This is a genomic window from Mesorhizobium sp. L2C084A000 (assembly GCF_000502875.1).
GTDB lineage: Bacteria > Pseudomonadota > Alphaproteobacteria > Rhizobiales > Rhizobiaceae > Mesorhizobium.
This window is the reverse complement of sequence record NZ_AYWX01000012.1, coordinates 23012-48728: the sequence shown is the minus strand read 5'-3', so window position 1 is coordinate 48728 and position 25717 is coordinate 23012. Positions and strand designations below refer to the sequence as shown.

The 25717-nt window shown below is 61.1% G+C and carries 22 protein-coding genes and 3 pseudogenes; 18 read left to right on the top strand and 7 right to left on the bottom strand.

Annotated features, from left to right (window positions below):
• Nucleotide 1: 1 nt before the first annotated feature.
• Entirely contained in the window at nt 2-1411 is a 1410-nt protein-coding gene (locus X735_RS142910; protein WP_023812951.1) for a D-alanyl-D-alanine carboxypeptidase, read from the bottom strand.
• 285 nt (nt 1412-1696) lie between these two features.
• Here X735_RS142910 and X735_RS142915 point away from each other — a divergent pair, with 285 nt between their 5' ends.
• From X735_RS142915 to clpA, 3 genes are all read left to right on the top strand, one after another.
• The gene (locus X735_RS142915) at nt 1697-2026 is read left to right on the top strand and encodes a phasin family protein (RefSeq protein WP_013531776.1); all 330 of its coding nucleotides are present in this window, start codon (nt 1697-1699) and stop codon (nt 2024-2026) included.
• 297 nt (nt 2027-2323) lie between these two features.
• Complete coding sequence (clpS, locus tag X735_RS142920) at nt 2324-2653, top strand: ATP-dependent Clp protease adapter ClpS (protein ID WP_023812950.1); 330 nt, start codon at nt 2324-2326, stop codon at nt 2651-2653.
• Nucleotides 2654-2659: 6 nt separating this feature from the next.
• The gene (gene clpA / locus X735_RS142925; RefSeq protein WP_023812949.1) at nt 2660-5128 is read left to right on the top strand and encodes an ATP-dependent Clp protease ATP-binding subunit ClpA; all 2469 of its coding nucleotides are present in this window, start codon (nt 2660-2662) and stop codon (nt 5126-5128) included.
• 58 nt (nt 5129-5186) lie between these two features.
• Here clpA and X735_RS1000000168920 read toward each other — a convergent pair.
• Nucleotides 5187-6541, bottom strand: a pseudogene (locus X735_RS1000000168920) (IS3 family transposase).
• Nucleotides 6542-6620: 79 nt separating this feature from the next.
• Between X735_RS1000000168920 and X735_RS01000000166205 the strand changes: the two are divergent.
• Both X735_RS01000000166205 and X735_RS07225 read left to right on the top strand, forming a co-directional pair.
• Nucleotides 6621-7173 (top strand): annotated as a pseudogene (locus tag X735_RS01000000166205) (chloramphenicol phosphotransferase); the annotation flags it as partial.
• 284 nt (nt 7174-7457) lie between these two features.
• On the top strand, nt 7458-8258 hold the full coding sequence (locus X735_RS07225; RefSeq protein WP_245273272.1) for a phosphatase PAP2 family protein: 801 nt from the start codon (nt 7458-7460) through the stop codon (nt 8256-8258).
• A 2-nt stretch (nt 8259-8260) separates the two neighbouring features.
• Here X735_RS07225 and X735_RS142940 read toward each other — a convergent pair whose 3' ends face one another.
• The 4 genes from X735_RS142940 to X735_RS142955 all read right to left on the bottom strand — a co-directional run bounded on the left by X735_RS142940 (nt 8261) and on the right by X735_RS142955 (nt 11258).
• Nucleotides 8261-8695 carry an HIT family protein gene (locus X735_RS142940; protein ID WP_023812944.1) on the bottom strand — a complete coding sequence of 145 codons (435 nt, stop codon included), beginning with the start codon at nt 8693-8695 and terminating at the stop codon, nt 8261-8263.
• Between the two features lie 90 nt (nt 8696-8785).
• Nucleotides 8786-10000 carry a GNAT family N-acetyltransferase gene (locus X735_RS142945; RefSeq protein WP_023812943.1) on the bottom strand — a complete coding sequence of 405 codons (1215 nt, stop codon included), beginning with the start codon at nt 9998-10000 and terminating at the stop codon, nt 8786-8788.
• Between the two features lie 50 nt (nt 10001-10050).
• A complete protein-coding gene (locus X735_RS142950; protein WP_023812942.1) occupies nt 10051-10779 on the bottom strand; it encodes a glycerophosphodiester phosphodiesterase in 729 nt (242 codons plus the stop codon).
• Nucleotides 10780-10793: 14 nt separating this feature from the next.
• Nucleotides 10794-11258, bottom strand: coding sequence for a RidA family protein (locus X735_RS142955; protein WP_023812941.1), 465 nt, complete (start codon nt 11256-11258; stop codon nt 10794-10796).
• A gap of 138 nt (nt 11259-11396) precedes the next feature.
• On the opposite strand from X735_RS142955, the gene X735_RS142960 reads away from it, so the two are divergent.
• From X735_RS142960 to tsf, 5 genes are all read left to right on the top strand, one after another.
• Nucleotides 11397-12224 carry a cell envelope integrity EipB family protein gene (locus X735_RS142960; protein WP_023812940.1) on the top strand — a complete coding sequence of 276 codons (828 nt, stop codon included), beginning with the start codon at nt 11397-11399 and terminating at the stop codon, nt 12222-12224.
• Between the two features lie 113 nt (nt 12225-12337).
• Complete coding sequence (locus X735_RS142965) at nt 12338-13636, top strand: hypothetical protein (RefSeq protein WP_023812939.1); 1299 nt, start codon at nt 12338-12340, stop codon at nt 13634-13636.
• Between the two features lie 43 nt (nt 13637-13679).
• Nucleotides 13680-13958 carry a DUF4031 domain-containing protein gene (locus X735_RS142970; RefSeq protein ID WP_023812938.1) on the top strand — a complete coding sequence of 93 codons (279 nt, stop codon included), beginning with the start codon at nt 13680-13682 and terminating at the stop codon, nt 13956-13958.
• 203 nt (nt 13959-14161) lie between these two features.
• Nucleotides 14162-14950, top strand: coding sequence for a 30S ribosomal protein S2 (rpsB, locus tag X735_RS142975; protein ID WP_023812937.1), 789 nt, complete (start codon nt 14162-14164; stop codon nt 14948-14950).
• Between the two features lie 109 nt (nt 14951-15059).
• A complete protein-coding gene (gene tsf / locus X735_RS142980) occupies nt 15060-15980 on the top strand; it encodes a translation elongation factor Ts (RefSeq protein ID WP_023812936.1) in 921 nt (306 codons plus the stop codon).
• Between the two features lie 21 nt (nt 15981-16001).
• Here the strand turns inward: tsf and X735_RS142985 are convergent, their stop codons facing one another.
• Entirely contained in the window at nt 16002-16928 is a 927-nt protein-coding gene (locus X735_RS142985; protein ID WP_023812935.1) for a LysR family transcriptional regulator, read from the bottom strand.
• Between the two features lie 116 nt (nt 16929-17044).
• Here X735_RS142985 and X735_RS142990 point away from each other — a divergent pair, with 116 nt between their 5' ends.
• The 8 genes and pseudogenes from X735_RS142990 (at nt 17045) to bamA (ending at nt 25658) form a co-directional block, all read left to right on the top strand.
• Nucleotides 17045-17572, top strand: coding sequence for a nuclear transport factor 2 family protein (locus X735_RS142990; RefSeq protein WP_023812933.1), 528 nt, complete (start codon nt 17045-17047; stop codon nt 17570-17572).
• A gap of 38 nt (nt 17573-17610) precedes the next feature.
• A complete protein-coding gene (locus X735_RS142995; RefSeq protein ID WP_023812932.1) occupies nt 17611-18717 on the top strand; it encodes an aldo/keto reductase in 1107 nt (368 codons plus the stop codon).
• Between the two features lie 147 nt (nt 18718-18864).
• Complete coding sequence (gene pyrH / locus X735_RS143000; RefSeq protein ID WP_013531760.1) at nt 18865-19587, top strand: UMP kinase; 723 nt, start codon at nt 18865-18867, stop codon at nt 19585-19587.
• A gap of 99 nt (nt 19588-19686) precedes the next feature.
• Complete coding sequence (gene frr / locus X735_RS143005; protein WP_023812931.1) at nt 19687-20241, top strand: ribosome recycling factor; 555 nt, start codon at nt 19687-19689, stop codon at nt 20239-20241.
• Between the two features lie 34 nt (nt 20242-20275).
• A complete protein-coding gene (locus X735_RS143010; RefSeq protein WP_023812930.1) occupies nt 20276-21010 on the top strand; it encodes an isoprenyl transferase in 735 nt (244 codons plus the stop codon).
• Nucleotides 21007-21822, top strand: coding sequence for a phosphatidate cytidylyltransferase (locus X735_RS143015; RefSeq protein ID WP_023812929.1), 816 nt, complete (start codon nt 21007-21009; stop codon nt 21820-21822). The genes X735_RS143010 and X735_RS143015 overlap by 4 nt, the downstream gene beginning before the upstream one ends.
• A gap of 104 nt (nt 21823-21926) precedes the next feature.
• On the top strand, nt 21927-23069 hold the full coding sequence (gene rseP / locus X735_RS143020) for an RIP metalloprotease RseP (protein ID WP_023812928.1): 1143 nt from the start codon (nt 21927-21929) through the stop codon (nt 23067-23069).
• 217 nt (nt 23070-23286) lie between these two features.
• Nucleotides 23287-25658: pseudogene (gene bamA / locus X735_RS01000000166200) on the top strand (outer membrane protein assembly factor BamA).
• Nucleotides 25659-25717: the final 59 nt, after the last annotated feature.

The window sequence follows — 25717 nt, the reverse complement described above, 5'->3', positions numbered from 1 at the left end:
CCTACTGCTGGACGGCGTAGCACTCGATGTTCTTCTTCTTCAAAGCGGTACAGGCCTTCCAGGCGGCGGTCTTCGAACCGAAGCCACCGAAGCGGGCGCGGTAGTAGGTGACGCCATCCTTGTCGAAGGCGACAGTGAAACCGGAAGCGTCCGCCAGCACCTTGGGCGCCTGCTTGGTGGTCTTGTCGAGAAAGGCCTGGGCCTCGGACTGCTTGGGCGACGAGGCGACCTGAATGGCCCAACCCGAAGGCACCGACGCGGTGTTGACCGGGTCGACAGCCGCCGGCGTCGGCTCGGCATAGGCCGCTACAACCTGGGCCGTCGCGACTTGGGGGGCTGAGACGATGACGGTCTTGACCTTTCTGGTCTTGACGACGGGGGCTGCTTCTCCGGCCTGCGCGGTATCGTCTTCCGCGACCGTGGCGTCCTCGGCAACGGTGACATCGTCCTGCGCTATGACAGGCTTGTCGTCCGGTGTCGGAGCGTCATGCTTGGGCAGGAGAACCTTGGCAAGGGCGGTGATCGGGTTGTTGCCACCGGCCTTGGCGACCAGATCGCCACCACCGCGAGTCGACGCCCTCGGCAGATAGGTGTTGATCAAGCTGGCCATCTGATTGTCGCGGCTGCCGCCCGAGGTGCCGCCCATGACCACGCCGACGATGCGGCGATTGCCATCGGAAACCGATGAGACGAGGTTGAAGCCGGAGGCGCGGGTGTAGCCAGTCTTGATGCCGTCGACGCCCTTGATGCGTCCAAGCAGACGGTTGTGGCCGTTGATGCGCTGGCGCCCATAGAGAAAGGAGCGCTGCGAGAAATAGCCGTAATACTGGGGAAAATGCTCGCGCAGCGCGATGCCGAGCGTCGCCATGTCGCGCGCGGTGGTGAACTGGCCGGGGTCGGGCAGGCCATTGGCGTTGCGGAACACGGTGCCGTTCATCCCCAGCGCACGCGCCTTGGCGGTCATCATGCGGGCAAAAGTGGTTTCATTGCCGCCGAGCATTTCGCCGAGCGCGGTGGCCGAGTCATTCGCCGACTTGGTGACGATCGACAGGATCGCGGTCTCGACCGTGACGGAACCGCCCGGCTTCACGCCAAGTTTCGTCGGCGCCTCGGCGGAGGCCTTGGCGGAAAACACCACTGGCGTGTTCCTGCTGATCTTGCCCTTCGCCATCGCTTCGAAGGTCAGATACAGCGTCATCATCTTGGTCAGCGAAGCCGGATAGCGCCTGCCGTTGGCGTCGGCGGAGTAGAGCACTTTGCCGGTCTTGGCATCCACGACGATGGCCGCCTGCCTGGCCGCCAGCGACGAGGCAACGTCGCCAAAAACGAATGTCATCGCCAGGGCGATGATCATCATCGTTTTGAGAGGGGAGGTAGATTTGGAAACGATGCCCAACAACGCCTTACGCACTGGTACTTCCCTTGGATTTCTTCGTTGCGTTGGAGGCGGCAAAGGGTCCTGCCTCGCTTCCGGCCAAGCTACCGGCGCAGCGTTACCAATCCGTTTATGGTAACCGCCGCGTTCACCATTTTCTTCGGGCTTGTGGCTCTCTTTATTCGATTTTTAGCCATTGGCTGCGCAGGCGGGTCCGCAAGCCCGCGAAATCTTGACTTTTGTGCGGTGCACAATATATTATCTTGCATTGCACAAGGGCGCCCCGAAGAAGGACGCTTCAACCGTCAAGGGAATCGTGAAATGACCCAGACCTATGAGGACTTCAGCAAATACGGCAAAGAGTTCGCCGACACCGGATTGAAGAGCTTTGCGTCGCTGTCCAAGGGCGCGCAGGCGATTGCCACCGAAGCTGGTGAATACACCAAGAAGAGTTTTGAAACCGGCAGCGCCACGGTGGAGAAGCTGTTTTCAGCCAAGTCGCTGGAAAAGGCGATCGAGATCCAGTCGGATTACGCCAAGCAGTCCTATGAGGCGTTCGTCGCCGAGGCCACCAAGATCGGCGATCTCTATGCCGAACTCGCCAAGGAAGCTTACAAGCCATTCGAATCGATCGTTGCCAAGGCAAAGTAATTTTGCCCGGGCCAACTGATTTCGCCTGACGTGACCCCAGATTCAGCCTTTGAACCCGAGAAAAAGCCCGGCCACGGAAACGCGGCCCGGCTTTTTCGTGTCAATTTCCGTTCCAGAGCCTCGCGCCCCTTCACGATTGCGAAAATCGTCCAAGTTTGGTGACCTAGCCATATTGTCAGCTAACCAGAAGGGCTTAAAATCGTACATCGAACACCTACATGTCGAACTCGCATGGGGAATCGAAAGAGGCAGGAATACGTGACGATCGGTTTGACTGCCACGAGACGAGTGGTGCGGATGCAAGACGGCGACGGTAACGGCAATGGGGCCGGCCGTGGGACGGCCGTCATCACGCGCACCAAAACCAAGACCAAGAAGCCCAGCCTTTATCGGGTCCTCATCCTCAACGACGACTACACTCCGATGGAGTTCGTGGTTCACGTGCTGGAGCGTTTTTTCCAGAAGGATCGCGAAGCCGCCACACGCATCATGCTTCATGTTCACAATCATGGAGTGGGCGAGTGCGGGGTCTATACATTCGAGGTGGCCGAGACCAAAGTGTCCCAGGTCATGGATTTCGCCCGACAGAATCAGCATCCGCTGCAATGCGTGATGGAGAAGAAGTGAGGTAACATGCCGGCTTTCTCCCAAGGCCTGGAAAAGGCGCTTCACCAGGCGCTGACGCTCGCCAATGAGCGGCACCATGAATATGCAACCCTAGAACATCTGCTGCTCGCGCTCATCGACGACACCGAGGCGGCCGCCGTCATGCGCGCCTGCAATGTCGATCTCGATGAGCTCAAGCACACGGTTCTCACCTATATCGACACCGAGCTCGACAACCTCGTCACCGGTTACGACGAGGACTCCAAGCCGACCGCCGGTTTCCAGCGCGTCATCCAGCGCGCGGTGATCCATGTGCAGTCGTCTGGCCGCGAGGAGGTTTCGGGCGCTAACGTCCTCGTCGCCATCTTCGCCGAGCGCGAGAGCCATGCCGCCTATTTCCTGCAGGAACAGCAGATGACCCGCTACGACGCGGTCAACTACATCTCGCACGGCATTGCCAAGCGTCCGGGCGCATCGGAGACACGCTCGCCGCGCGGTGCCGATGACGAGCAGGGCGGCCAGAACGGCGCCGAGCCACAAGAGGAAGGCGGCAAGAAGAAGCAGCAGCAGGATGCGCTGACGGCTTATTGCGTCAATCTCAACAACAAGGCCAAGGCCGGCAAGATCGACCCGCTGATCGGCCGCGAGTCCGAGATCAACCGCACCATTCAGGTGCTGTGCCGCCGCTCGAAGAACAACCCGCTCTATGTCGGTGATCCCGGCGTCGGCAAGACGGCGATCGCCGAGGGTCTGGCCAAGCGCATCGTCGAGGGCGACGTTCCCGAAGTGCTGCACAACGCCACCATCTTCGCGCTCGACATGGGCACGCTGCTCGCCGGCACGCGCTATCGCGGCGATTTCGAGGAACGGCTGAAGCAGGTCGTCAAGGAACTCGAGGACTATCCCGGTGCCGTGCTGTTCATCGACGAGATCCATACGGTCATCGGCGCAGGGGCTACTTCAGGCGGCGCCATGGATGCGTCCAACCTGTTGAAGCCGGCGCTGTCATCGGGTGCGATCCGCTGCATCGGCTCGACCACCTACAAGGAATTCCGCCAGTTCTTCGAGAAGGACCGTGCTTTGGTGCGGCGCTTCCAGAAGATCGACGTCAACGAACCGACCATCGCGGACGCCATCGAGATCATGAAGGGCCTCAAGCCCTATTATGAGGAGTTCCACAAGGTGAAGTTCACCAACGAGGCGATCAAGGCCTCGGTGGAGCTGTCGGCACGTTACATCAACGACCGCAAGCTGCCGGACAAGGCGATCGACGTGATCGACGAGACCGGCGCCTCGCAGATGCTGGTTCCGGAAGCCAAGCGCAAGAAGACGATCGGCATCAAGGAGATCGAGGCGACGATCGCCACCATGGCCCGCATCCCGCCGAAGACGGTTTCGGCCGATGACGAGAAGGTGCTGCAGGGTCTCGATATCGAGCTGAAGCGCGTCGTTTATGGCCAGGACACCGCGATCACCGCGTTGACCTCGGCGATCAAGCTGGCGCGTGCCGGCCTGCGCGAACCGGAGAAGCCGATCGGCTCCTACCTGTTCTCCGGCCCGACCGGCGTCGGCAAGACCGAAGTGGCCAAGCAGTTGGCCGCGTCGCTCGGCGTCGAGCTGATCCGCTTCGACATGTCGGAATATATGGAACGCCACACCGTCTCGCGGCTGATCGGCGCTCCTCCCGGCTATGTCGGCTTCGACCAGGGCGGTCTTCTGACGGACGGCGTCGACCAGCATCCGCATTGCGTGCTGTTGCTCGATGAGGTCGAGAAGGCGCATCCGGACCTGTTCAACATCCTGTTGCAGGTTATGGACCATGGCAAGCTGACCGACCACAATGGCAAGCAGATCGACTTCCGCAATGTGATCCTAATCATGACCACCAATGCGGGCGCGTCGGATGCGCAGCGCGCGGCGATCGGCTTCGGCTCGACCAAGCGCGAAGGCGACGATGTCGAGGCGATCAACCGGCTGTTCACGCCGGAATTCCGCAACCGTCTCGATGCGATCATCCCGTTCGGCTCGTTGCCGGTGCCGGTCATTCATCAGGTGGTGCAGAAGTTCGTCATGCAGCTCGAGGCCCAGCTTTCCGAGCGTGGCGTCACCTTCGACCTGTCGGCGGATGCGATCGCCTGGCTCGCCGACAAGGGCTATGATGAGCGCATGGGAGCGCGGCCGCTCGGCCGTGTGATCCAGGAGCACATCAAAAAGCCGTTGGCCGACGAGGTGCTGTTCGGCAAGCTCAAGAAGGGCGGCACGGTGCGTGTCACCGTCGAGAAGAAGGAAACCGGCGAGACCGGCCTGAAGCTCGAATCACTCGCCGACGAGGCGCCGGTGAAGCCGAAGAAGGAAGAGCCGGAAGAAACAACGAAGCCCAGAAAGGCCGTGACGAAAAAGCCCGCGGCCAAGAAGCTGGTGGCGCAGAAGCCCGAAGCCAAGGGCAAGGACGGCGGCAAGCGCAGCCTCGTGCCGCAACTGCCCCGAAAGAACTGACCTTGACGAAAGTCGAAAAAAGCCCCGGAAATGAACTGACCCCATAAAGTTGGACGGTTCATTGAGTTGGTAGGTTTAAGGGCTGGTTCCTGTATTGCACAGGGGCCAGCCCTTTCAGTTTCAGTTTGATGCGGCGGTGGTTGTAATAGTCGATGTAGTCCGTGATGGCGTCGTCCAGGCTTTGAACGGTGTCGAAGGTTCCGGGATGGAAGAGCTCGGATTTGAGGATGGCAAAGAAGCTCTCCATTGGGGCGTTGTCGAGGCAATTGCCTTTGCGTGACATGCTCTGTTGGAGGCCTCTGGCTTCCAGCCTGCGTTGGAATGCCGACATCTGATACTGCCATCCCTGATCGGAATGCAGGATCGGCCTTTCGTTCTCACCAAGCCGGGCGAGGGCTTTGGTCAGCATATTGTCCACCATTTTGAAGCGTGGCCGCCGCGCCGTCTCGAACGCGACGATCTCGCCATTGTAGAGATCCATGACCGGGGACAGATAGAGCTTGTCGCCGGCCAGGCTGAACTCCGTCACGTCGGTCACCCATTTGCGTTTGGCGCGGTCGGCGCCGAACTTGCGCTGCAACAGATCGGGAGCGGTCCGCCCAGCCTCGCCCCTGTAGGAGCGATACTTCTTCGGCCTGACCAGCGACTTCAATCCCATCCCGGCCATCAGGCTCTGGACGGTCTTGTGGTTGACGCGCCGGCCCAACCGGTGCAGTTGCGCAGTCACCCGGCGATAGCCGTAGCGACCCTTGTGGCTGTCGAAGATGGCCTTGATCGCCGCCTTCAGCGCCGCATGGCGGTCCGAGCGCTTCGCTGCTTTCTGTCTGTAATAGAACGTGCTGCGCGCAAGCTTCGCCAGCTCGAGCAGCCCCTCAAGCGAATGCAACGGCCTTAACGCCTGGACGGCTTGCGCTTTTTGAGCGCATGTCCCTGCGTTAAGGCCTCTAGTTTTTTTAGGTAGTCGTTCTCCATCCGCAGATGCTTCAGCTCAGCCAGCAGTTCTTCGCGGCTTTTGGCCTCGTCACTGGCTGCAACAGGCACTGCGGGGGACGGCGGCTTTGACATGGGTCGTCCTCTGGGACGTGGGCCGAGCGCCTCTATCCCGCCCGCATGATAGCGCTTCTCCCAGCCCGTCAGGCAACTGGCATTGCGGATATTGAACAATGCAGCCGTCTGCCGATACGACAGACCTTCCTCCCACATTCGCTCAAGCACCGACAGCCTGAACGCCGCGTCGTAACGACCGTACTTACCAGATAGCCCGGCATCGCCATGCGCCTGGTACAACGCAACCCACTTGCGAACAGTGGCCGCATCAACGCCATGCATCGACGCCGCACTCGCGCAGCTCTCATCCCCGCCTAAATAGCTATCGACAACCGAGCGCTTGAAACTCTCGCTGTATTTGGACATGCAAAACCCCCGAAGGTTGTGTCCAACTTTCGGGGGGTCAGTTCAAAACGGGGCTTTTTTCATTGGAGCGGGAGGACGCATGGCCGGGCAGATCATTATCCTGAACGGCGCGCCGCGATCGGGAAAATCAAGCATCGCGAGGGCTATTCAGGAGAGCTTCGACGGCGTCTGGCTCAATCTCGGCGTCGACGTCTACGAGCAGGCCACGCCGGCACGCTATCGGCCTGGGATTGCGGCCTGGCGGCGAGCGTCCGGACCTTGAGGCCCTCGTGCCCGGATTATACGCCGCGCTCTACGAATCGATAGCCGCTCATAGCCGGTTGGAGCTGAATGTCGTTGCGGATGTCGGCCATCACGATGCCTATTCGAAACCGCTCCACATCCTGGCCGATTGCGCTCGCCGTCTCGCCGGTCTGCCGGTGCTGCTTGTCGGTGTTCGCTGTCCGATCGAAATCATCATGGAGAGGCGAGCGGTGAGCGCGACGGACAAGAGATATGTGACCGGCTCGCCCGACGATCCCGTGCCATTGCCCGTGCGTCTGTGGCAGGAAGAGGTTCACCGGCCAGGCATATACGATCTGGAGGTCGACACCTCGCTTCTGAACCCTGTGCAATGCGCGGATGCGATCCGCCTGTGGCTTTCTTCGGGGCGGCGGAGTTGACGGCGTTTCAAAGGCTTTCGGACCCGTCCTTGTTATGGCATCGGTCGTCCTGGGTCAGAATTGCCATCCGACGGCTTTTTTCACTCCAAATTAACGCCATCCGGCCATTTTTCGACAATGGTCTTACTTCCCGCAGAACGGACGATCCTGACTGTCGCGTTGGCGCTGGTTGCCGTTTGCATGTTCCTTGCCTGGGACAAGAACGTTACCCTCGCGCTTGACAGTTATGGTTTTCCGTCGGCTTTGCGGTTGTGATGATTGCCATTGGCCAATTCTACCGTCGTGTTCGCAAGGCTGAGCGGATCGCGCTCTCCACACACGTTCTGGCCCTGTTTGTTTTCTATTCAGTGCCGGCCGCGCTTTTCAACCTTCTGCTCTTGCCGCGGCCTTTCGCGCCGATCGACGCTACGCTCGTGCGGATGGATGCTTGGCTCGGCTATTCCTGGCCTGATGCCTGTGCATGGATTTCCCGCTATCCACGCCTCTCGGACATTCTCAGGCAGGTCTATACCCTGACGCTGGCCCAGATCCTGTTTGCCTTTCTCTTCCTGGGTATGGCCAACGATCGGCGGCGGCTGCACGCGGCAGCCTTGGCGACGGTATTCGGATCTCTGGCCACCATCTTTTGCTGGGCGCTGTTTCCGTCCAGCGGGGCGTCCGCCTATTGGACCTTGGCGCCTGAAATCGACCGGATCGTTCGGCCGGTGGTCAATTCAGCTTACGGTTCGGAATTGAATCGGCTGCTGGTTGAGGGCGTCACAGACATTTCGGAGTTGCAGGTGACGGGGCTTGTGGGATTCCCTTCATTTCACACGGTGATGGCGCTGATGTCTCTAATCGCAATCTGGCCGTACAGGCTTGCGCGTCTCGCGCTGATTCTCGTCAACACCGCTTTGCTGCCGGCTATTCTGATCCATGGCGGGCACAATCTCATGGATGTGCTCGGCGGAACCGTGATCACGGTGATATCCTGGTGGCTCGGGCTGCGGGTGTTCGAAGCACAAGATCGCCGTCTGCCTCGGCTTGGATACGCCGTGCCGGCGATCGAGACCTGACGTCAATTCGTCGTCAGCGCCGCCCGTATCTCACCGGCGTTTTCGGCCAACACCTCCGGCTTCTCCATCTCGCCCGTGTGCGGCTTCAGCGGGACGCCGTTGAAGCGCGGGATCACATGCACATGCAGGTGGTACACGGTCTGCCCCGAGGCCGGCTCGTTGAACTGCATGACGGTGACGCCGTCGGCACTGAAGGCCTTTTTTACCGCCTGTGCTATCCTCTGAACGACCGTGAAAAGCGGACCGAAAATCGACGGATCGGCGTCAAGCAGGTTGCGCGACGGCACCTTCGGCACCACGAGCGTATGGCCTGGCCCCTGCGGCATCACATCCATGAAGGCTATGAACGCATCGTCCTCGTAGACGCGGTGCGAGGGAATTTCGCCGCGCAGGATTTTCGCGAAAATGTTGTCGGTGTCATAGGCGGTTTCAGCCATGGCAATGCTCCGGATTGTGACTTTCGTGTAGCGAAGCCGTCGAAAGTCGGCAAGGCGATCGTCGACCCTGCCCCTCCGGGCAGCCGGTCGCTACTCTTCTAAATCCTTGCGGAACGGGGTGTGCCCCTCGAGATATTCGCTCATCCGCTCCACCTCGTGGCGTTCACGCTTGAGATAATCGGCGACGGCATTGCGCAGGCCTGGGTGTGCAATGTAGTGCGCGGAATGCATGGTCACCGGCCGGTAGCCGCGCGCCAGCTTGTGCTCGCCCTGCGCGCCCGCCTCCACCACCTTCAGCTTGCGCTCGATGGCGAAGTCGATCGCTTGGTGATAGCAGACCTCGAAATGCAGGAAGGGATGGTCCTCGATACAGCCCCAGTTGCGGCCATAGAGTGCGTCGGAGCCGATGAAATTGATGGCCCCGGCAATGTATCGCCCGTTGCGCCTCGCCATCACCAGCAGGATGTCGTCGGCCATGCGTTCGCCGATCAGCGAAAAGAATTGACGGTTGAGATAGGGCCGACCCCATTTGCGGCTGCCGGTGTCCATGTAGAAGGCGAAGAAATCGTCCCAGGCCTTCTCCGTGAGGTCCTTGCCGGCCAGCCGGTCGATCGAAATGCCTGGGGCAAGCGCTTCACGCCTTTCCTTCTTCATCGCCTTTCGCTTGCGCGAGGCAAGGGTGGCGAGGAAGTCGTCATAGGTCGAAAAGCCTTCGTTGAAGAAATGGAATTGCTGGTCGGTGCGGTGCAGGAAGCCTGCCGCTTCCAGCACCTCCACATCGCTCTCTTGCGCGAAGGTGACATGCGCGGAAGAGACGCCGAGTTTTTGCGTCACCGCCTTCAGGCCCGCCACGAGACCGGCCTTTACTTTGGCGCTGTCCTCGCCTTTGCTGACCAGCAGGCGAGGGCCGGTGACCGGGGAGAACGGCACGGCACTTTGCAGTTTGGGGTAGTAACGGCCGCCGGCGCGCTCGAAGGCATCCGACCAGCCATGATCGAACACATATTCGCCCTGGCTGTGCGATTTGAGATAACAGGGCACCGCGCCCAGCAATCTGCCTTGCCCGTCCTCCAGCCTGAGGTGATGGCCCTGCCAGCCGGTACGCCGCACGGCGCATCCAGAATCTTCGAGCGCACTTAGAAAAGCGAAGGAAACCAAAGGATTGTAACTGGTTTCTGAATCTCCGCGCGCAGTTCCGGCAAAGCCGTTCCATTCATCACAGGTGAAGGCGCCGATGCCCGCGGCGACGCGGATCGAATAGTCCGCATTGGCCGTTTGTCCGTCACCCTCGTCGCCCTGATCCATGAGGCTTATTTAAGCTCCGTCCGGCCTGGTACAAGTCACGTTTCAGACACTCAGGCGACTTTGACCAGATCGGGTTCGAACCCTTCGAACGTCATCTGGTCGGCATATCTGAAGGTCAGGTCGACCGCCGGCTGGTCATGCACCGTCCAGGTGATAACAGGCATTTTCAGCCTTTCACGCACGAAGCTGACAAATGGGTTCGGCAGGTCGCCGGCGGCGTAGGAGGTGAAGGCGATCTCATGCGCCAGCATGGCGAAATGCGCCTCGATCAACCCGACGTCCTTGCCGTAGGCGGTGAGCCCCCCTGGGATACCCGGCGCGTCCTTCGGAAAATCGCGGACCAGCCAGTGGTCGAACGACATGATCGCCGCTTTGCCCTTGTAGCGCTTGAGCATCTTGCCGACGCTTGCCACCAGGCCTTCGTCATAGCCGGGCGTGCCTTTCAACTCGACCACCAATGGCACGCGGCCGTTCACCAGGTCGAGCGCTTCCTGCAGCGTCGGCACATGGTCCGCCGTGCCACCGACCCTGAGCGCCGCGAGTTCAGCTGCGGTACGCTGCCAGACGAAACCATCCTGGCCGGTCAGGCGCTTGAGATCGCCGTCATGGATGATGACGGGAACACGGTCGGACGACAGGTGCACGTCGCATTCGATGGCATAGCCGCGCTCGGCGGCCGCGGCGAAGGCCGACAGCGTGTTTTCCCAGCGCGTCTTGTTCATGTCGTGGAAGCCGCGATGGGCGACGGGCCGGGCGGTCAGCCAGGATAGGTCGGTCATATCTATCCCCTGGCTCATTCGATTTCGAAGACGGCTTCGATTTCCACTGCGGCATTAAGCGGCAGGCAGGCGGTGCCGACGGCGGAGCGCGCATGCTTGCCACGTTCGCCAAGGGCCGCCACCAGGAAATCGGAGGCGCCGTTGGCAACCAGATGCTGCTCGACGAACTCAGGTGCCGAGGCGACGAAAACGGTGATCTTCACCAGACGGCTAATCTTCTCGAGGTCGCCGAGTGCTGCCTTGGCCTGCGCCAGGATGTTGATCGCGCAGTATTTTGCCGCGTCCTTGCCGCCTGCCGTATCCAGATCGCGACCTAACAGCCCGCTCGCCTGCAGCTTGCCGTCCTTGAGCGGCAATTGCCCGGCGGTGAACAGCAGATTGCCGGTCCGGCAATAGGGCACGTAGTTGGCGGCGGGCGCGGCGGCGACGGGAAGCGTCACACCCAGATCACTTAGCCGCTTTTCGATTGTTTCACTCATGGTATTTCCCTATTGCTTGGTGACGCCGCGCCGGCCGGGCCGAAATTGCTATTTTTGCCTCGCTTCCGCCACGACTTTTTTTAAGCTGGACCATCTTTCCCTGCGGCCTGCCATCAGTCGCGACGATCGGAGTACCTCATGCGCGCAACGCGCCTCGCATTCCATGCCGTCCTGTTGTCGGGAGCCCTCTCGATAGGCCCTGCCTTTGCCGCGCCGGCGCTGCAAGCCCACCGCGCCGTCTACGATCTTACCCTGAAAAAGGCTTCCGATCAGTCCGGCATCACGGGCATATCCGGCCGCATGGTCTATGAGTTCAATGGCTCGGCCTGCGAAGGCTATACGGTGAAATTCCGCTTCGTCACCCAGATCGTCACCGCCGACAACACCAGGTTGACCGACCAGCAGACGACCACTTTCGAGGACGCCGAAGGCAAGACTTTTTCGTTCGTGACAAAATCCTTCGTCGACCAGAATCTCGACAAGGAGGTCAAGGGCATCGCCACGAAAGAGACCAAGGGCCTGAAGGTCGACATCGACAAGCCTGAAAAGAACAGCGTCGAGCTGGCGACAACCCAATTTCCGACCCAGCACCTGGTCGAGCTGATCGGCAAGGCCGAAAAAGGCGAGAATTTTTACGAAACGAACCTGTTCGACGGTTCCGAAGACGCCAACAAGGTGATGACCACCACTGTCGTGGTCGGCAAGAAAACCGATGCCGACAAGGCCGACCCGGAAGCTTCGGCACTGGCAAAGCTCGCCACGGACAAATACTGGCCGGTCGACATCGCCTATTTCGACGACACCAACAAGACGGGCGAAGAGGTGCCGGAATACCGTATCAGCTTCAAGCTGCATGAGAACGGCATCACCCGCGATCTCGTCATGGACTATGGCGACTTCTCGATGACCGGCAAGCTGGTCAACCTGTCGCTGTTCGACCAGACGAAACCCTGCCCCGCCAAATAGTGCCGGTCTAGGCAGTTGATTTACCACGACACGGCGTGGTCGTTGCGATCGACTTGAACGTGCCGCAATCGTCTCTCAACCTCTCCCAGCGTCCAGGCGCGAGGGGGATCAGCTTGAGCAGGATCGATACATTCGTCGCGCCGCGGCCCAACCCGGCACTGATCAGGGCCATGACATCCGTCAACCGGATCGTCATGCTGCGCGGCATTCCCGGATTTCGGGATCTGTTGCCGTTCAATCGCCTGGCCGGTCTTCGCGGCGTCGCCAATGTCCGCCATATCGACTTTCCCGACGCCGATCTTGAGCGGCTGAAGGCCAGTTGCGGGGCAGGGAAGGCGACCTTCATCACGCCCAATCATCCCGAGTTCTTCACCGACTGGATGATCGACAAGGAGATTGTGTCGCAGGTCAGCCCGCTCACGGCCTCATGGGCAACCAACGGTGTCGTCAACGGCCTTGGCCGGCTGATGCAGAAGTTCTGGCTGGCCAACAATCTGATCGCCCAGATTCCGGGCAACAGCGGGGCAGCCAAGGAACACTCGATCGCCTGGGCCTTGAAAGGCCATGGCGTGCTGCTGCATCCCGAAGGCGGCGTCGGCTGGCATGCCAATGTCGTTGCGCCTTTGCTGCCGGGTGCCGTCGAGATGGGGCTCGAGGCCCTCAAGCGCGGCCGGGCCACGGATCCGGATTTCAAGGTCTGGATCGCGCCAGTCGTCTGGAAGCTGGCCTTCACCGGGAATGTCGAAGCGGCGCTGGCGAAGGAATGCGCCTATGTCGAGAAAAGCCTGAAAATAGAACGCCTTGCGACCGACACGCTGCCGCAGCGCATCCACCATGTCTATTCGACGCTGCTGGCCCGCGATGAAGCAGCATCGGGCATGCCATCCGACGAAGGCGCAACCTATACCGAGCGTCAGCAGGCATTGGTTGCTGAACTCGGCCGCCGACTCGGCGAAAGCATCTCGCCCGACACTGATGTCACCGACGCAACCGAACTTCTGCGGCGGGCGCGTCGTTGGCAGCGCGAAAACAGTGGCGATGCGGAAGGCCGAAAGCAGGTCCGCGCGCTCGCCGACACGATTCAGAGGCTGCAACGCGTCGGGCCCTGGGCCGCGGCCAACCCGCGCATCAGCCTGGAAGAGATCGCCGAACATCTGAAGCGGGTCCGCAACGACTATTGCCGGGGCGGACTGCGTGACACGATCAACCGGTTCATTCCGCAGCCGGCCGGACCGCGTTGCGCCCATATCCGGGCGCCGGAGGCGCTGGGCCTGCATGAGTATGCCGGCTCGATCGACGATGCGGTTGCCGAGTTGCATCGTCGCATGCAGGACACAATGACCAGCACCGTGGCTGAAGTCGAGGCCGGCGGCGGCTTCATTTTCTATCCGAATCCCTTCTATCATCGCTAGACGAGTGCCTGTCGGCGCAAGATGAAGGAATACGGCAAGCCTCATGGCAGTCTATGTCGACGCAGCGATCTGGAACTGGGCCGGCCATCGCTGGTGCCATCTGTTGGCCGACGACACCGACGAGTTGCATCGCTTTGCCGCCCGGCTCGGCGTCAAGCGTTCATCGTACCAGGGACCGCCCAAGACTTCGGCGCCGCATTATGACATAACGGGCTTCGAGCGTGATCGTGCGGTGCGGCTCGGCGCTATCGAATGCAGCCGCGAGGAGATCGTCGCGGTCTTCCGGCGGGTGCGGGTGCCGAACGGCAAGGTCAAGCGCTGACAGCAGGGCGCGGATCGTCGCACGCAACACCACGGATCCTGCGGCGCTTGCGTTTATCGCGCATCCCCTCTATATGCGCGCTCATTCCACACACGGACTTTGGTGTCTGCCCGGGAGAAATCCGGCTGAAACCTCCGGTGGCGTTCGAGGACAAAGTCCAAAAATGCCTGTGTCCGTGGAGGCTAACCGGAAAGGAACTTTGAATGGCACTGCCTGATTTCAGCATGCGCCAGCTTTTGGAAGCTGGCATTCACTTCGGCCACCAGACCCACCGCTGGAACCCGAAGATGGCGCCCTACATCTATGGCGCCCGCAACAACATCCACATCATCGACCTGTCGCAGACGGTGCCTTTGCTGCACCAGGCGCTGAAGCAGGTTTCCGACACCGTTGCCAAAGGTGGCCGCGTGCTGTTCGTCGGCACCAAGCGCCAGGCCTCCGACATCGTCGCCGATGCGGCACAGCGTTCGGCTCAGTATTATGTCAACTCGCGTTGGCTCGGCGGCATGCTGACCAACTGGAAGACGATCTCGAACTCGATCCAGCGCCTGCGCAAGCTCGACGAGATGCTGGCCGGCGAAGCGCAAGGGTTGACCAAGAAGGAACGCCTCAACCTCGACCGCGAGCGCGAGAAGCTCGACAAGGCGCTGGGCGGCATCAAGGACATGGGCTCGACGCCCGACCTGATGTTCGTGATCGACACCAACAAGGAAGCGATCGCCATCCTCGAGGCCAAGCGCCTCGGCATCCCGGTCGTCGCCATCATCGATTCGAACTGCGATCCGGACAAGATCGACTTCCCGATCCCCGGCAATGACGACGCGGCCCGTGCCATCCAGCTCTATTGCGACCTGATCGCCAAGGCTGCGATCGACGGCATCGCCCGCCAGCAGGGCGCGCTCGGCGTCGACATCGGCGCTTCGGTCGAAGCTCCGGTCGAACCCGCGCTCGACCCGGCTCCGGCCCCGGCGTCGGAAGCTCCCGAAGCTTGATAATCGAAGGCCGGTTGCGGCCTTCATCTTTCTCATATTCTGGCACGCTAAACAGACGCACCATCGAATACCGATGGTGCGTCGGTGCATTTAAAACAAAGAGGCGACAATGAGCATTTCGGCTGCACAGGTCAAAGAACTCCGCGACTTGACCGGCGCGGGCATGATGGATTGCAAGGCCGCGTTGACCGAGACCAACGGCAACATGGAAGAGGCCGTCGACTGGCTGCGCAAGAAGGGTATCTCCAAGGCCGACAAGAAGGCTGGCCGCACCGCGGCTGAAGGTCTGATCGGCGTCGACAATGGCGTGCGCGAAGCTGCCGTCGTGGAAGTCAATTCCGAGACCGACTTCGTGGCCCGCAACGCCGCGTTTCAGGAAATCGTCGCCAACGTTGCCAAGGTTGCGCTGGCCTATGGCACGACGGAGGCTGTGGCCGCCGCAAAGTATCCGGGGTCCGACAAGTCGGTTGCCGACACCATCAAGGACGCTGTCGGCACCATCGGCGAAAACATGGGCTTCCGCCGCTCGGCCAAGCTCACCGTTCCGCACGGCGCTGTCGCTACCTACGTTCACAACGCGGTTGCCGACGGCCTTGGCAAACTCGGCGTGCTGGTCGCGATCGAGACCACGGGCAATGAGCATGCCGCCAACGCCTTTGGCCGCCAGGTGGCGATGCATGTTGCCGCCACCAACCCTCTGGCGCTGACGGCAGAGCAGATCGATCCGGCCGCGGTCGAACGCGAGAAGGCGATCTTCTCCGACCAGGCGCGCCAGTCCGGCAAGCCGGAAGCGATCATCGAGAAGATGGTCGAGGGCCGTCTGCGCAAGTTCTACGAGGAAGTCGTGCTCCTGAAGCAGGCCTTCGTGCTCAATCCCGACATCACTGTCGAGAAGGCGCTGAAGGATGCCGAGAAGGAGATTGGTGCGCCGGCCAAGATCACCGCCTACCTGCGCTTTGCGCTGGGCGAGGGCATCGAGAAGGAAGAGACCGATTTCGCCGCGGAAGTCGCTGCAGCGGTCAAGAAATAGCCCTTTCCAGGGCTCACGAACTCAGGCAACTCGGCCGGGTGTCCGCAAGGAGGCCCGGCCGATTTCTTGTGCGGTGTCGATAAAGGCCCTGAGCTTCGGCGCCATCGCCGCCCGGCGAGGGAAATAGAGGAATAGCCCCGGTTCCTCGATCGCCGTCTGCGGCAGCACCTGGACGAGGCGGCCCGCGGCAAGATCGGCGCGCGCCAGCGGCTCGAACACATAGGCAAGCCCGACGCCTGCAAGCGCAAGATCGATTGCTGCGAGCGAATCCGTCACGACAACGCTGCCCCGCGTCTCCATGGCGATGTCCTTGCCATCCTCGATCAAATCCCAGCGATAGAGCGCACCGGAGCGGACGAGCCGGTAGCCGATACAATTGTGGTTCGCCAGGTCGGCAACGCCGCCGGGACGGCCGTGCCTTCCGATATAGGCGGGCGAGGCGACGATGACGACGGAGAATGGCGGCGTCAGCCGGACCGCAACCATGTCCTGAGCGATCATCTCGCCAAGCCGGACGCCGGCATCGAAGCCTTCGCCGACGATATCAACCAGACCCTGGTCAGCGAAGACCTCGACCGTAACCTCCGGATAGCGCTCGGCCATCGCCGCGACCACCGGCGTCACCGCCAATGGTATCGCTATGTTGGAGGCGTTGATCCTGAGCAGGCCAGACGGCCTGCCTTTGACGCTGCGGATGCGGTCCATCCGCTCGGCAATATCCTGGAGGGCCGGAGCCGCCGTTTCCACCAGCGCCTTGCCGGCCTCGGTGAGCGAAACGCTGCGCGTCGTGCGGGCGAACAAGGGCTGGCCGATCCGCTCTTCGACAATGCGCACCGCATGGCTGACCGCCGAAGGGCTCATGCCGAGTTCGGCGGCGGCAAGCGCGAAGGCGCCACGCCGGGCAACGGCGACCACGACCGGAAGATGGCTGAGCAGATCGCGATCCATTCATGAATGATATCGCATGGTCTTTGCGAACAATGCAACCTTATCGATGCCAAGGCGGTGGTCCACATTGTCGCCAACTCATCGGCGATCGGCTGATGGCACTGAGGAGACGAGACATGAACACGTTAAAGCACGTAACTTTCACGGCAGTCATGGCGTTGGCGCCGATGGATGCCGGTGGGGCGGAGCCATCAGACTGGCGGGCCCTTGCAGACGAACGCGCGGTCATTCGCATTGCCGATGCCATCGACCGGGCCGTTGACGCCCAGGACTGGAAACTTGCACGCGGCTATTTTGCGGATCGGATCACCGCCGACTTCAGCAGTCTCTCCGGACAGCCGGCGGCCAACATCGCTTCCGACGATCTGGTTGGCGCTTGGGCGGCCAACCTCAAGGGCAGCAAGACAAGCCTGCATCTGCGCACCAATCACCAGGTCGCTCTCAAGGCGGACACGGCGACTGTCCTGTCGAACGGCTATGCTTGGAACCGGATGGAAGGCAATGGCGACCCGCTTTGGGAGGTCTGGGGCACCTATGAGCATCACCTGACGCGTTTTGCGGATGGCTGGAAGGTCGATGGCTTCGCGTTCCACATGACACACGAGCGCGGCAATCCCTGGGTCAAGAACACTCCGGGCCAGTGACGCGCGGGGTATCTATCACCAAGCATTGGAAGACGATCATGACCATGACCTACTACACTCTTGGCAACAGCGGCCTTAGGGTCAGCCGACTGGCACTGGGCACGATGACTTTCGGCAAGGAATGGGGCTGGGGAGCCGACAGGGATACGGCGCGGGCGATTTTCGACGCCTATGTCGAGGCGGGCGGCAATGTGTTCGACACGGCGGATCTCTACACAGATGGCACGGCCGAAGCCTGGCTTGGTGAATTCATCGCCGAGCGCGGGCTGCGCGACACGGCGGTGATAGCCAGCAAGTTCACCATGAACATGCAGCCCGGCAATCCGAATGCTGGCGGCAACGGCCGCAAGAACATCATGCGGGCCGTCGATGCTTCGCTGAAACGGTTGGGGACCGACTATATCGATCTCTATCTCATGCATGTCTGGGACAGGCTGACCCCGGCTGAAGAGGTCATGCGCACGCTGGACGACCTGGTCCGGATGGGCAAGGTGCGCCATGTCGGCCTTTCCGATGTGCCCGCCTGGTATGCGGGCCGCGCACAGGCGATCGCCGAATTGCGAGGATATGAGCCGGTTTCGGCGCTACAGCTCGAATATTCGCTGGCCGAACGCGCGATCGAGAACGAGTTCGTGCCATTCGGCACGCGCCATGGCGCCGGCATCATGGTGTGGAGCCCGCTGGCCGGCGGTTTGCTGAGCGGCAAGTATCGACCGGCCCAGACCGGAAACGGCCGCCTCGACGGATTTCGCAACTCGACGCATCCGGGTTTCCAAAAGTTCACGCAACGCAACTGGGCTATCGTGGCCGAACTCGAGAAGGTCGCATCCGAGGTCGGCCGCAGCATGCCTCAGGTCGCGCTCAACTGGGTGGCCACGCAGCCGGGGATCGCAACCGTCATCCTCGGTGCGACGACGCTCAGCCAAATGCATGACAATCTTGGCGCGCTGGATTTCGAGATTCCGAAAGCGCATCGCGACCGGCTGGAGAGAGCCAGCAGAACTCCAGCGCCGTTTCCCTATTCCTATTTCGGTTCGCAGATACAGGCGCGCGTTACCGGCGGCGCGACAACCGGCGACAAGCCCCCCAACTACGTGTCACCGGTGCTTATCGAAGGAGAGTCGGCCAGCGTGTCCACCAATTGATCAATGGGCAGGAAACCGGCAATTTGCCGTTTGGGCGCCGCGTGACATCGCGGCGCCCTTCGTGTATCGGAACGCCATTGTTTCGGATGGCGCGCCTGCGCCAGAGCAGCCACCCGGAACGCGCCACATGCAAATGAAGAGGCCCAGATGACGGTGAAGCCCCTCTACCGACGTGTCTTGCTGAAAGCGTCGGGCGAAGCACTGATGGGCGAGCAGCATTTCGGCATCGACGTTTCAGTAGTGGATCGCATCGCCGGCGACATCGCCGAGGCGCGTGCATTGGGCATCGAGGTCGGCGTCGTCATCGGCGGCGGCAACATCTTTCGCGGCGTGGCCGTTGCCTCCAAGGGCGGCGACCGTGTCACCGGCGACCACATGGGCATGCTTGCCACGGTGATCAACTCGCTGGCGCTGCGCACGTCGTTGAACAAGATCGGCGTCGACGCCGTGGTGCTTTCGGCGATCGCCATGCCCGAACTTTGCGAGAGCTTTTCGCAGCGCCAGGCGACCGCCTACATGAACCAGGGCAAGGTGGTGATCTTTGCCGGCGGCACCGGCAATCCATTCTTCACCACTGATTCGGCCGCAGCCCTTCGCGCCGCTGAAATCGGCGCCGACGCGCTGTTCAAGGGCACTCAGGTCGACGGCGTCTACTCGGCGGACCCGAAGAAGGACCCGAATGCGACGCGTTTCGAGCGCATCAGCCATGGCGAAGTCATAAATCGCGGCCTTTCCATCATGGATACCGCTGCGATTGCACTTGCGCGCGAAAACAACATTCCGATAATCGTCTATTCGATCCACGAAAAAGGTGGTTTCGGCGATATTCTGAGGGGCGGCGGCCGCTGCACGGTCGTCGCGGACGATTGATCGGCGGCCTGACCCGAAAAGGGAAGCCGGTTTTCGGAAGTTCGATTCGAAGACGGCCCCGAAGCAGTGAGCCCGCATTAGACGGTCGAGGAGATAAAGATGAGTGGTGAGTACGACGATCTCAAGCGGCGCATGGATGGGGCCATTGCCGCGTTCAAGCATGATCTGGCCTCGCTGCGGACCGGTCGCGCCTCCAGCAATCTGCTCGATGCGATCCAGGTGCAGGCCTACGGCACCACCATGCCGATCAATCAGGTCGCCAACGTCTCGGTGCCGGAGCCGCGCATGATCTCGGTATCGGTATGGGACAAGTCGATGGTTGGCGCGGTCGACCGCGCGATCCGCGAATCCAATTTGGGGTTCAACCCGATCGTAGACGGCACCAACCTCAGGATTCCACTTCCCGAACTTAACGAACAGCGCCGCAAGGAACTGGTCAAGATCTCGCACACCTACGCCGAGAACGCCCGTGTCGCCGCGCGCCATGTGCGCCGCGACGGCATGGACTTCCTGAAGAAGGCGGAGAAGGACGGCGACATCAGCGAAGACGATCAGCGCAAGCGCTCGGACCAGGTCCAGAAACTTACCGACGAGACGATCAGCAACATCGACCACCTGCTTTCCGATAAGGAAGCTGAAATCATGCAGGTTTAGGGTCATGGCCGCCGGCTGACCCGAAAGCAAGAACATGGCAACGCCCGCGCATGTCGCGATCATCATGGACGGAAACGGACGCTGGGCCAAGGCGCGCGGCATGCCCCGTCTTGCGGGCCACCGTGCCGGTGTCGAGGCGCTGCGCAAGACGGTGCGCGCGGCACCTGGGCTCGGCATTTCCTACCTGACCGTCTATGCTTTCTCGTCGGAGAATTGGTCGCGGCCGAAGTCCGAGGTCAGCGACCTGATGGGCCTCTTGAAAATGTTCATCCGCCGTGACCTTGCTGAACTGCACCAGAGCGGTGTGCGGGTTAGAATCATCGGCGACCGGGCAGGGCTGCAGTCTGATATCAGGGGACTGCTCGATGAGGCCGAAACGCTGACGGCCGCAAACGAATCGCTGACGCTGGTGATCGCCTTCAACTATGGCGGACGAGACGAAATCGTTCGCACGGCACAAAAGCTTGCGGCGGCCGTGGCGCGTGGCGAACTCGACGCCGAGGCGATATCAGCCGAAAGTTTTGCCGGCGCGCTTGATACGCAAGGCATTCCCGACCCGGAACTCGTCATCCGCACCAGCGGCGAGCTTCGGTTGTCAAACTTCCTTCTGTGGCAAGCCGCCTATAGCGAACTCGTCTTCCTGCCTTGCTATTGGCCCGACTTCAGCCGCGAGCACCTTGCGGAAGCTTTGCGTGAGTTTGCTGGCCGCGAACGCCGTTTCGGCGGACTTGGAGGCCAGGACGTCGCTTCGCGACCGGCCGCGGGATGAGCAATCTTCAACTCCGTATCGTTTCGGCGATCGTGCTCGCCATCATCACTCTCGGCTTGACCTGGATCGGCGGTTTGCCGTTCCGGCTGCTGTGTGCCGTGATCGTAGCGGCGATCTTCTATGAATGGACCCGCATGTCGCGGCCAACCGGGGCAACGGGTCTGGGTTTCCTGCCGGAAGCACTGCTGGTTGTCTTCATTGGCGCCTTGATTGGCGGCCTGGCCTCCTCCTGGCTGCTACCGCTTGTGGCGGCCATTGTTGCCGCAACGGCGATAGCCGCCTCGGTTCGCAAGACCGGACAATGGGATGCGAGCGGCCTTGCCTATGCCGCGGTTTCAGGCCTGTCGCTCGCCTTGCTGCGGGATGGCGATCGTTCAGGCCTCATTGCCATCCTGTTCCTGTTCGCGGTCGTCTGGGCCACCGATATCCTTGCCTATTTCGTGGGGCGCGCCGTTGGGGGGCCGAAACTGGCGCCGGCGATCTCGCCCGGCAAGACGCGCAGCGGCGCACTCGGCGGCGCTGTCGGCGGCGTCGTCGCCGGGCTGGTCCTCGCCGCAGCTGCCGGTGTCGGCAATCTGGTATTGCTCGGCTTGGTCGCGCTCGTGCTGTCGATTGTCTCGCAGGCAGGCGACCTGTTCGAATCCTGGATCAAGCGCCGCCATGGCCGCAAGGATTCGGGGGCGCTCATCCCGGGCCATGGCGGCGTCATGGATCGTGTCGACGGGCTTGTCGCAGCGGCATTCGCCCTATACGTCATCGGCTGGATTTCGGCGAACGCCGATCATCCGGCGCAGGGTCTGTTTCCCGTTTGAGCGATGTCATTTCAGGGTCCTATGCGCGGTGCGCCTTGGATTCGCCCGGATTGGTGTCACAGTCACGGCGCAGTCTGCGCCGTGGAAGAATTTGAGGGTTTGTCTTGAACGAGATTCTTCACGCGCTTTTCAGCACAGAAGGCTTTGTCCTGGGCACGCTGGTGCCATTCCTCTTCGTGCTGACAGTGGTCGTGTTCGTCCATGAAATGGGCCATTACCTTGTCGGGCGCTGGTGCGGCATCGGTGTCAGGGCCTTCTCGATCGGCTTCGGCCCGGAACTTTTCGGCTTCAACGACAGCCACGGCACGCGCTGGAAACTGTGTGCGATACCGCTTGGCGGCTATGTCAAATTCGTCGGCGACATGAACGCCACATCGAGCCAGCCCACGTCGGAAGAAATTGAAACGCTGACCGAGGAAGAGCGCAAGGTCGCCTTCCACACGCAGCCGATCTGGAAGCGCGCGGCAACGGTGGTGGCCGGACCGTTGTTCAATTTCCTGCTGACGATCGTCGTCTTTTCCGTGCTGTTCACCGCCTATGGCCGCTATGTCGCCGAGCCCATGGTGGCCGAGGTGACCGCCGACAGCCCGGCGGCGAAGGCCGGCATTCTTCCCGGCGACCGATTCGTCAGCGTCGACGGCAACAAGGTCGAAACCTTTGGCGACGTTCAACGCCTGGTCTCGGGCCGTGCCGACGACGCAATCACCTTCGTCATGCTGCGCGACGGCCAGGAGGTCACTGTGACCGCGGCGCCGCGGCTGATGGAACAGGAAGACGCGCTCGGCAACAAGGTCAAGGTCGCCGTGATCGGTGTCGTCAATAACAAGGAACTCGGCCAGCCGAGGCTCATCACCTACACGCCGGTCGGAGCGGTCGCGGCGGCGGTCGAGGAAACCGGTCACGTCATCCAGCGCACCGGCCAGTTCCTGCAGCGCTTTGTTGTCGGGCGCGAAGACAAATGTCAGCTGGGCGGTCCGGTGAAGATAGCCGACATGGCGGGCAGGGCTGCGAAACTGGGATTCGAATGGCTCGTGCAGCTGGTTGCACTGCTATCCGTTGGCATCGGAATTCTGAACCTTTTGCCGATTCCCCCCCTCGACGGCGGTCACCTCTTGTTCTACGGGGTGGAGGCTGTCATTCGCCGTCCGGTGTCGGAACGGATGATGGAAATGGCCTATCGGGCCGGGTTGCTTCTGGTGCTGTGCTTCATGGGGTTCGTTTTTTGGAACGATCTGTTTGGGTGCTGAAATCATGAAGAAATTTGGCTTCTGCATGGACGATGTTGAGACGCCGTTTACCATGCAAGGGGATATGAGTGACGCGAAAGCCACGCCGCAGGGTTAAGTAAATACAAATTAACCAGAAGCCTTGCGTGTAGGGAAAATCCGGTTAATACGGTAGGGGAAATTACCGCACGTCCGGTTTTCTCGCCGTGGGGACTACGAGAAAAGGTTATTAAGCCCGATGAAGGCAGCATCCAAGTTTCTAAGCGCCGCGTCCGCGGTGACCCTGTCCGCGGCCATGGTCGTGCCAGGCGCGCTCGCAGTGCAGTTCGTTGCCACATCGGCGGCTGAAGCCGCTGTCGTCAGCAGAGTCGAAGTGAGCGGCAATCAGCGTATCGACGCTGAGACCATCCGCAATTACATCACCATCAAGCCGGGCAAGGCTTTCTCCAGTTCCGATATCGACGGTGCGGTCAAGGCGCTCTTCGGCACAGGCCTGTTTTCGGACGTGCAGATCAACCAGGTCGGCTCGACGCTGGTGGTCAAGGTTGCCGAGTACCAGGTTGTCAACCAGGTGCTGTTCCAGAACAACAAGAAGCTCAAGGACAATGCGCTTGCGGCGGCCGTGCAGCTGAAGCCGCGCGGAACGTTCTCGCAGGCGACGCTCGATGCCGACGTGGAATCGGTCAAGGCTGCATACAGGCGCATTGGTCGCGACGATGTGACCGTGACCACGCAGGTCATGCAGCTTGGCGACAATCGCGTAAATGTTGTCTTCAACATCGCTGAAGGCGATCGCACGCAGATCGCGGCGATCAATTTCGTCGGCAATAGCGCCTATTCCAGCCGCCGCCTGTCGGATATCATCAACACCAAGCGTTCGTCCTGGGTTTCCTTCATCCTGCGCGACGACGTCTATGACGACGACAAGCTGCGCGCCGACCAGGAGCTGCTGCGTCGCTTTTACTACAATCATGGGTATGCCGACTTCCAGGTCGTGTCCGCTGTCGGTGAACTCGACAGTGCGACGAACAAGTACACGGTCACCATCACCGTCCAGGAAGGCGACCGCTACACGTTCGGTGACGTCAGCGTCGAGAGCTCGATCCCTGAAGTCGACGGCAAGTCGCTGGAATCGGTGATCGAGACCCACAAGGGTGACGTCTACAACGCCAAGAACGTAGAGGATTCCATCATCGCGCTGACCGAGAAGGTGGCCGGTTCCGGCTATGCCTTCGCGCAGGTCACGCCGCGCGGCGACCGCAATTTCGAGAACCACACCATTTCGGTTGTCTATACGATCGACCAGGGCACCAAGGCCTATATCGAACGCATCGAGATCCGCGGCAACGATCGCACGCGTGACTATGTCATTCGCCGTGAGTTCGACGTCAGCGAAGGCGATGCCTTCAACCAGGTGCTCATCCAGCGCGCGAAGAAGCGTTTGGAAAACTTGAATTACTTTGAGAAAGTCGACATCTCGACCGTGCCGGGCTCGCAGCCTGACCAGGTCGTTCTGGTGGTCGATGTGGTCGAGAAATCGACCGGCGAGTTCTCGGTAGGCGCTGGTTATTCGACCGGTGGCGACACGGCCGGTCCGTCGGTCGAAGGCTCGGTGACCGAGCGCAACTTCCTCGGTCGTGGCCAGTTCATCAAGCTGTCGGCGGGCGGCGGCAAGAATTCACGCGACTACAGCCTGTCCTTCACCGAGCCTTATTTCCTCGGACGGCGCATCGCTGCCGGTTTCGACATCTTCAAGCAGACCAGGGAATACGACAACTACGAAAGCGACACTGTGGGCGCGACGGTGCGCTTCGGTCTGNTCTGCCGATCACCGACAGCATCTCGACCCAGTTGGCGTACAACATCTCGCAAGAAAAGTATAAGCTGGAAGACGATTGCGTGACCGGCGGCGTTTACGATCCGGCGAAGTGTGACGTTTCCACGGCTATCCTGGATGGCATCGAACAAAGCCCTTGGATCAAGTCGTCGGTCAGCCTCGGGCTGGTCTACAACACCATCGACGATATGAAGAGCCCGCACGAGGGTATCTACGCCACCACGACGGTAGAAGTCGCAGGCCTCGGCGGTGATGCCAAGTTCGTGAAGGTCACGGGGCGCGGCAGCATCTACCAGACGTTGTCGGAGCAGTACGACCTAGTCGGGCTCATTTCAGGTGGCGCTGGCCATGTTGAAGGATACGGCAGCGATGGTCTGCGGATCTTCGATCAATTCCAGAGCACCGATCGCATGATCCGTGGCTTTGCCTATGGCGGCATCGGTCCTGTCGATATTGCTACGGGCGACCATCTCGGCGGCACGACCTATTTCAATGCGTCCGCAGAAGCTCAGTTTCCGTTGCCGGTCGTACCGGAAAGCTTCGGCTTGCGTGGCGCTGTCTTCGCGGATGCGGCAACGCTCTATGGAAGCAAGGTCGACACCGCTGGCGTCACCCAGGACTCGGTCGGCATGAAGTTGCGTGCCTCGGTCGGCCTCGGCCTGATGTGGGCGTCGCCGTTCGGTCCGATCCGTATCGACTATGCGATCCCGGTCAAGAAGGAAGCGCGCGACGACGTGCAGGAATTCAACTTCGGCATATCGACCCGCTTCTGATCGGCGGCCAACGATGCTCCCGGGTCTTCAGGGTCCGGGAGAAATGTTCCGACCTAGCT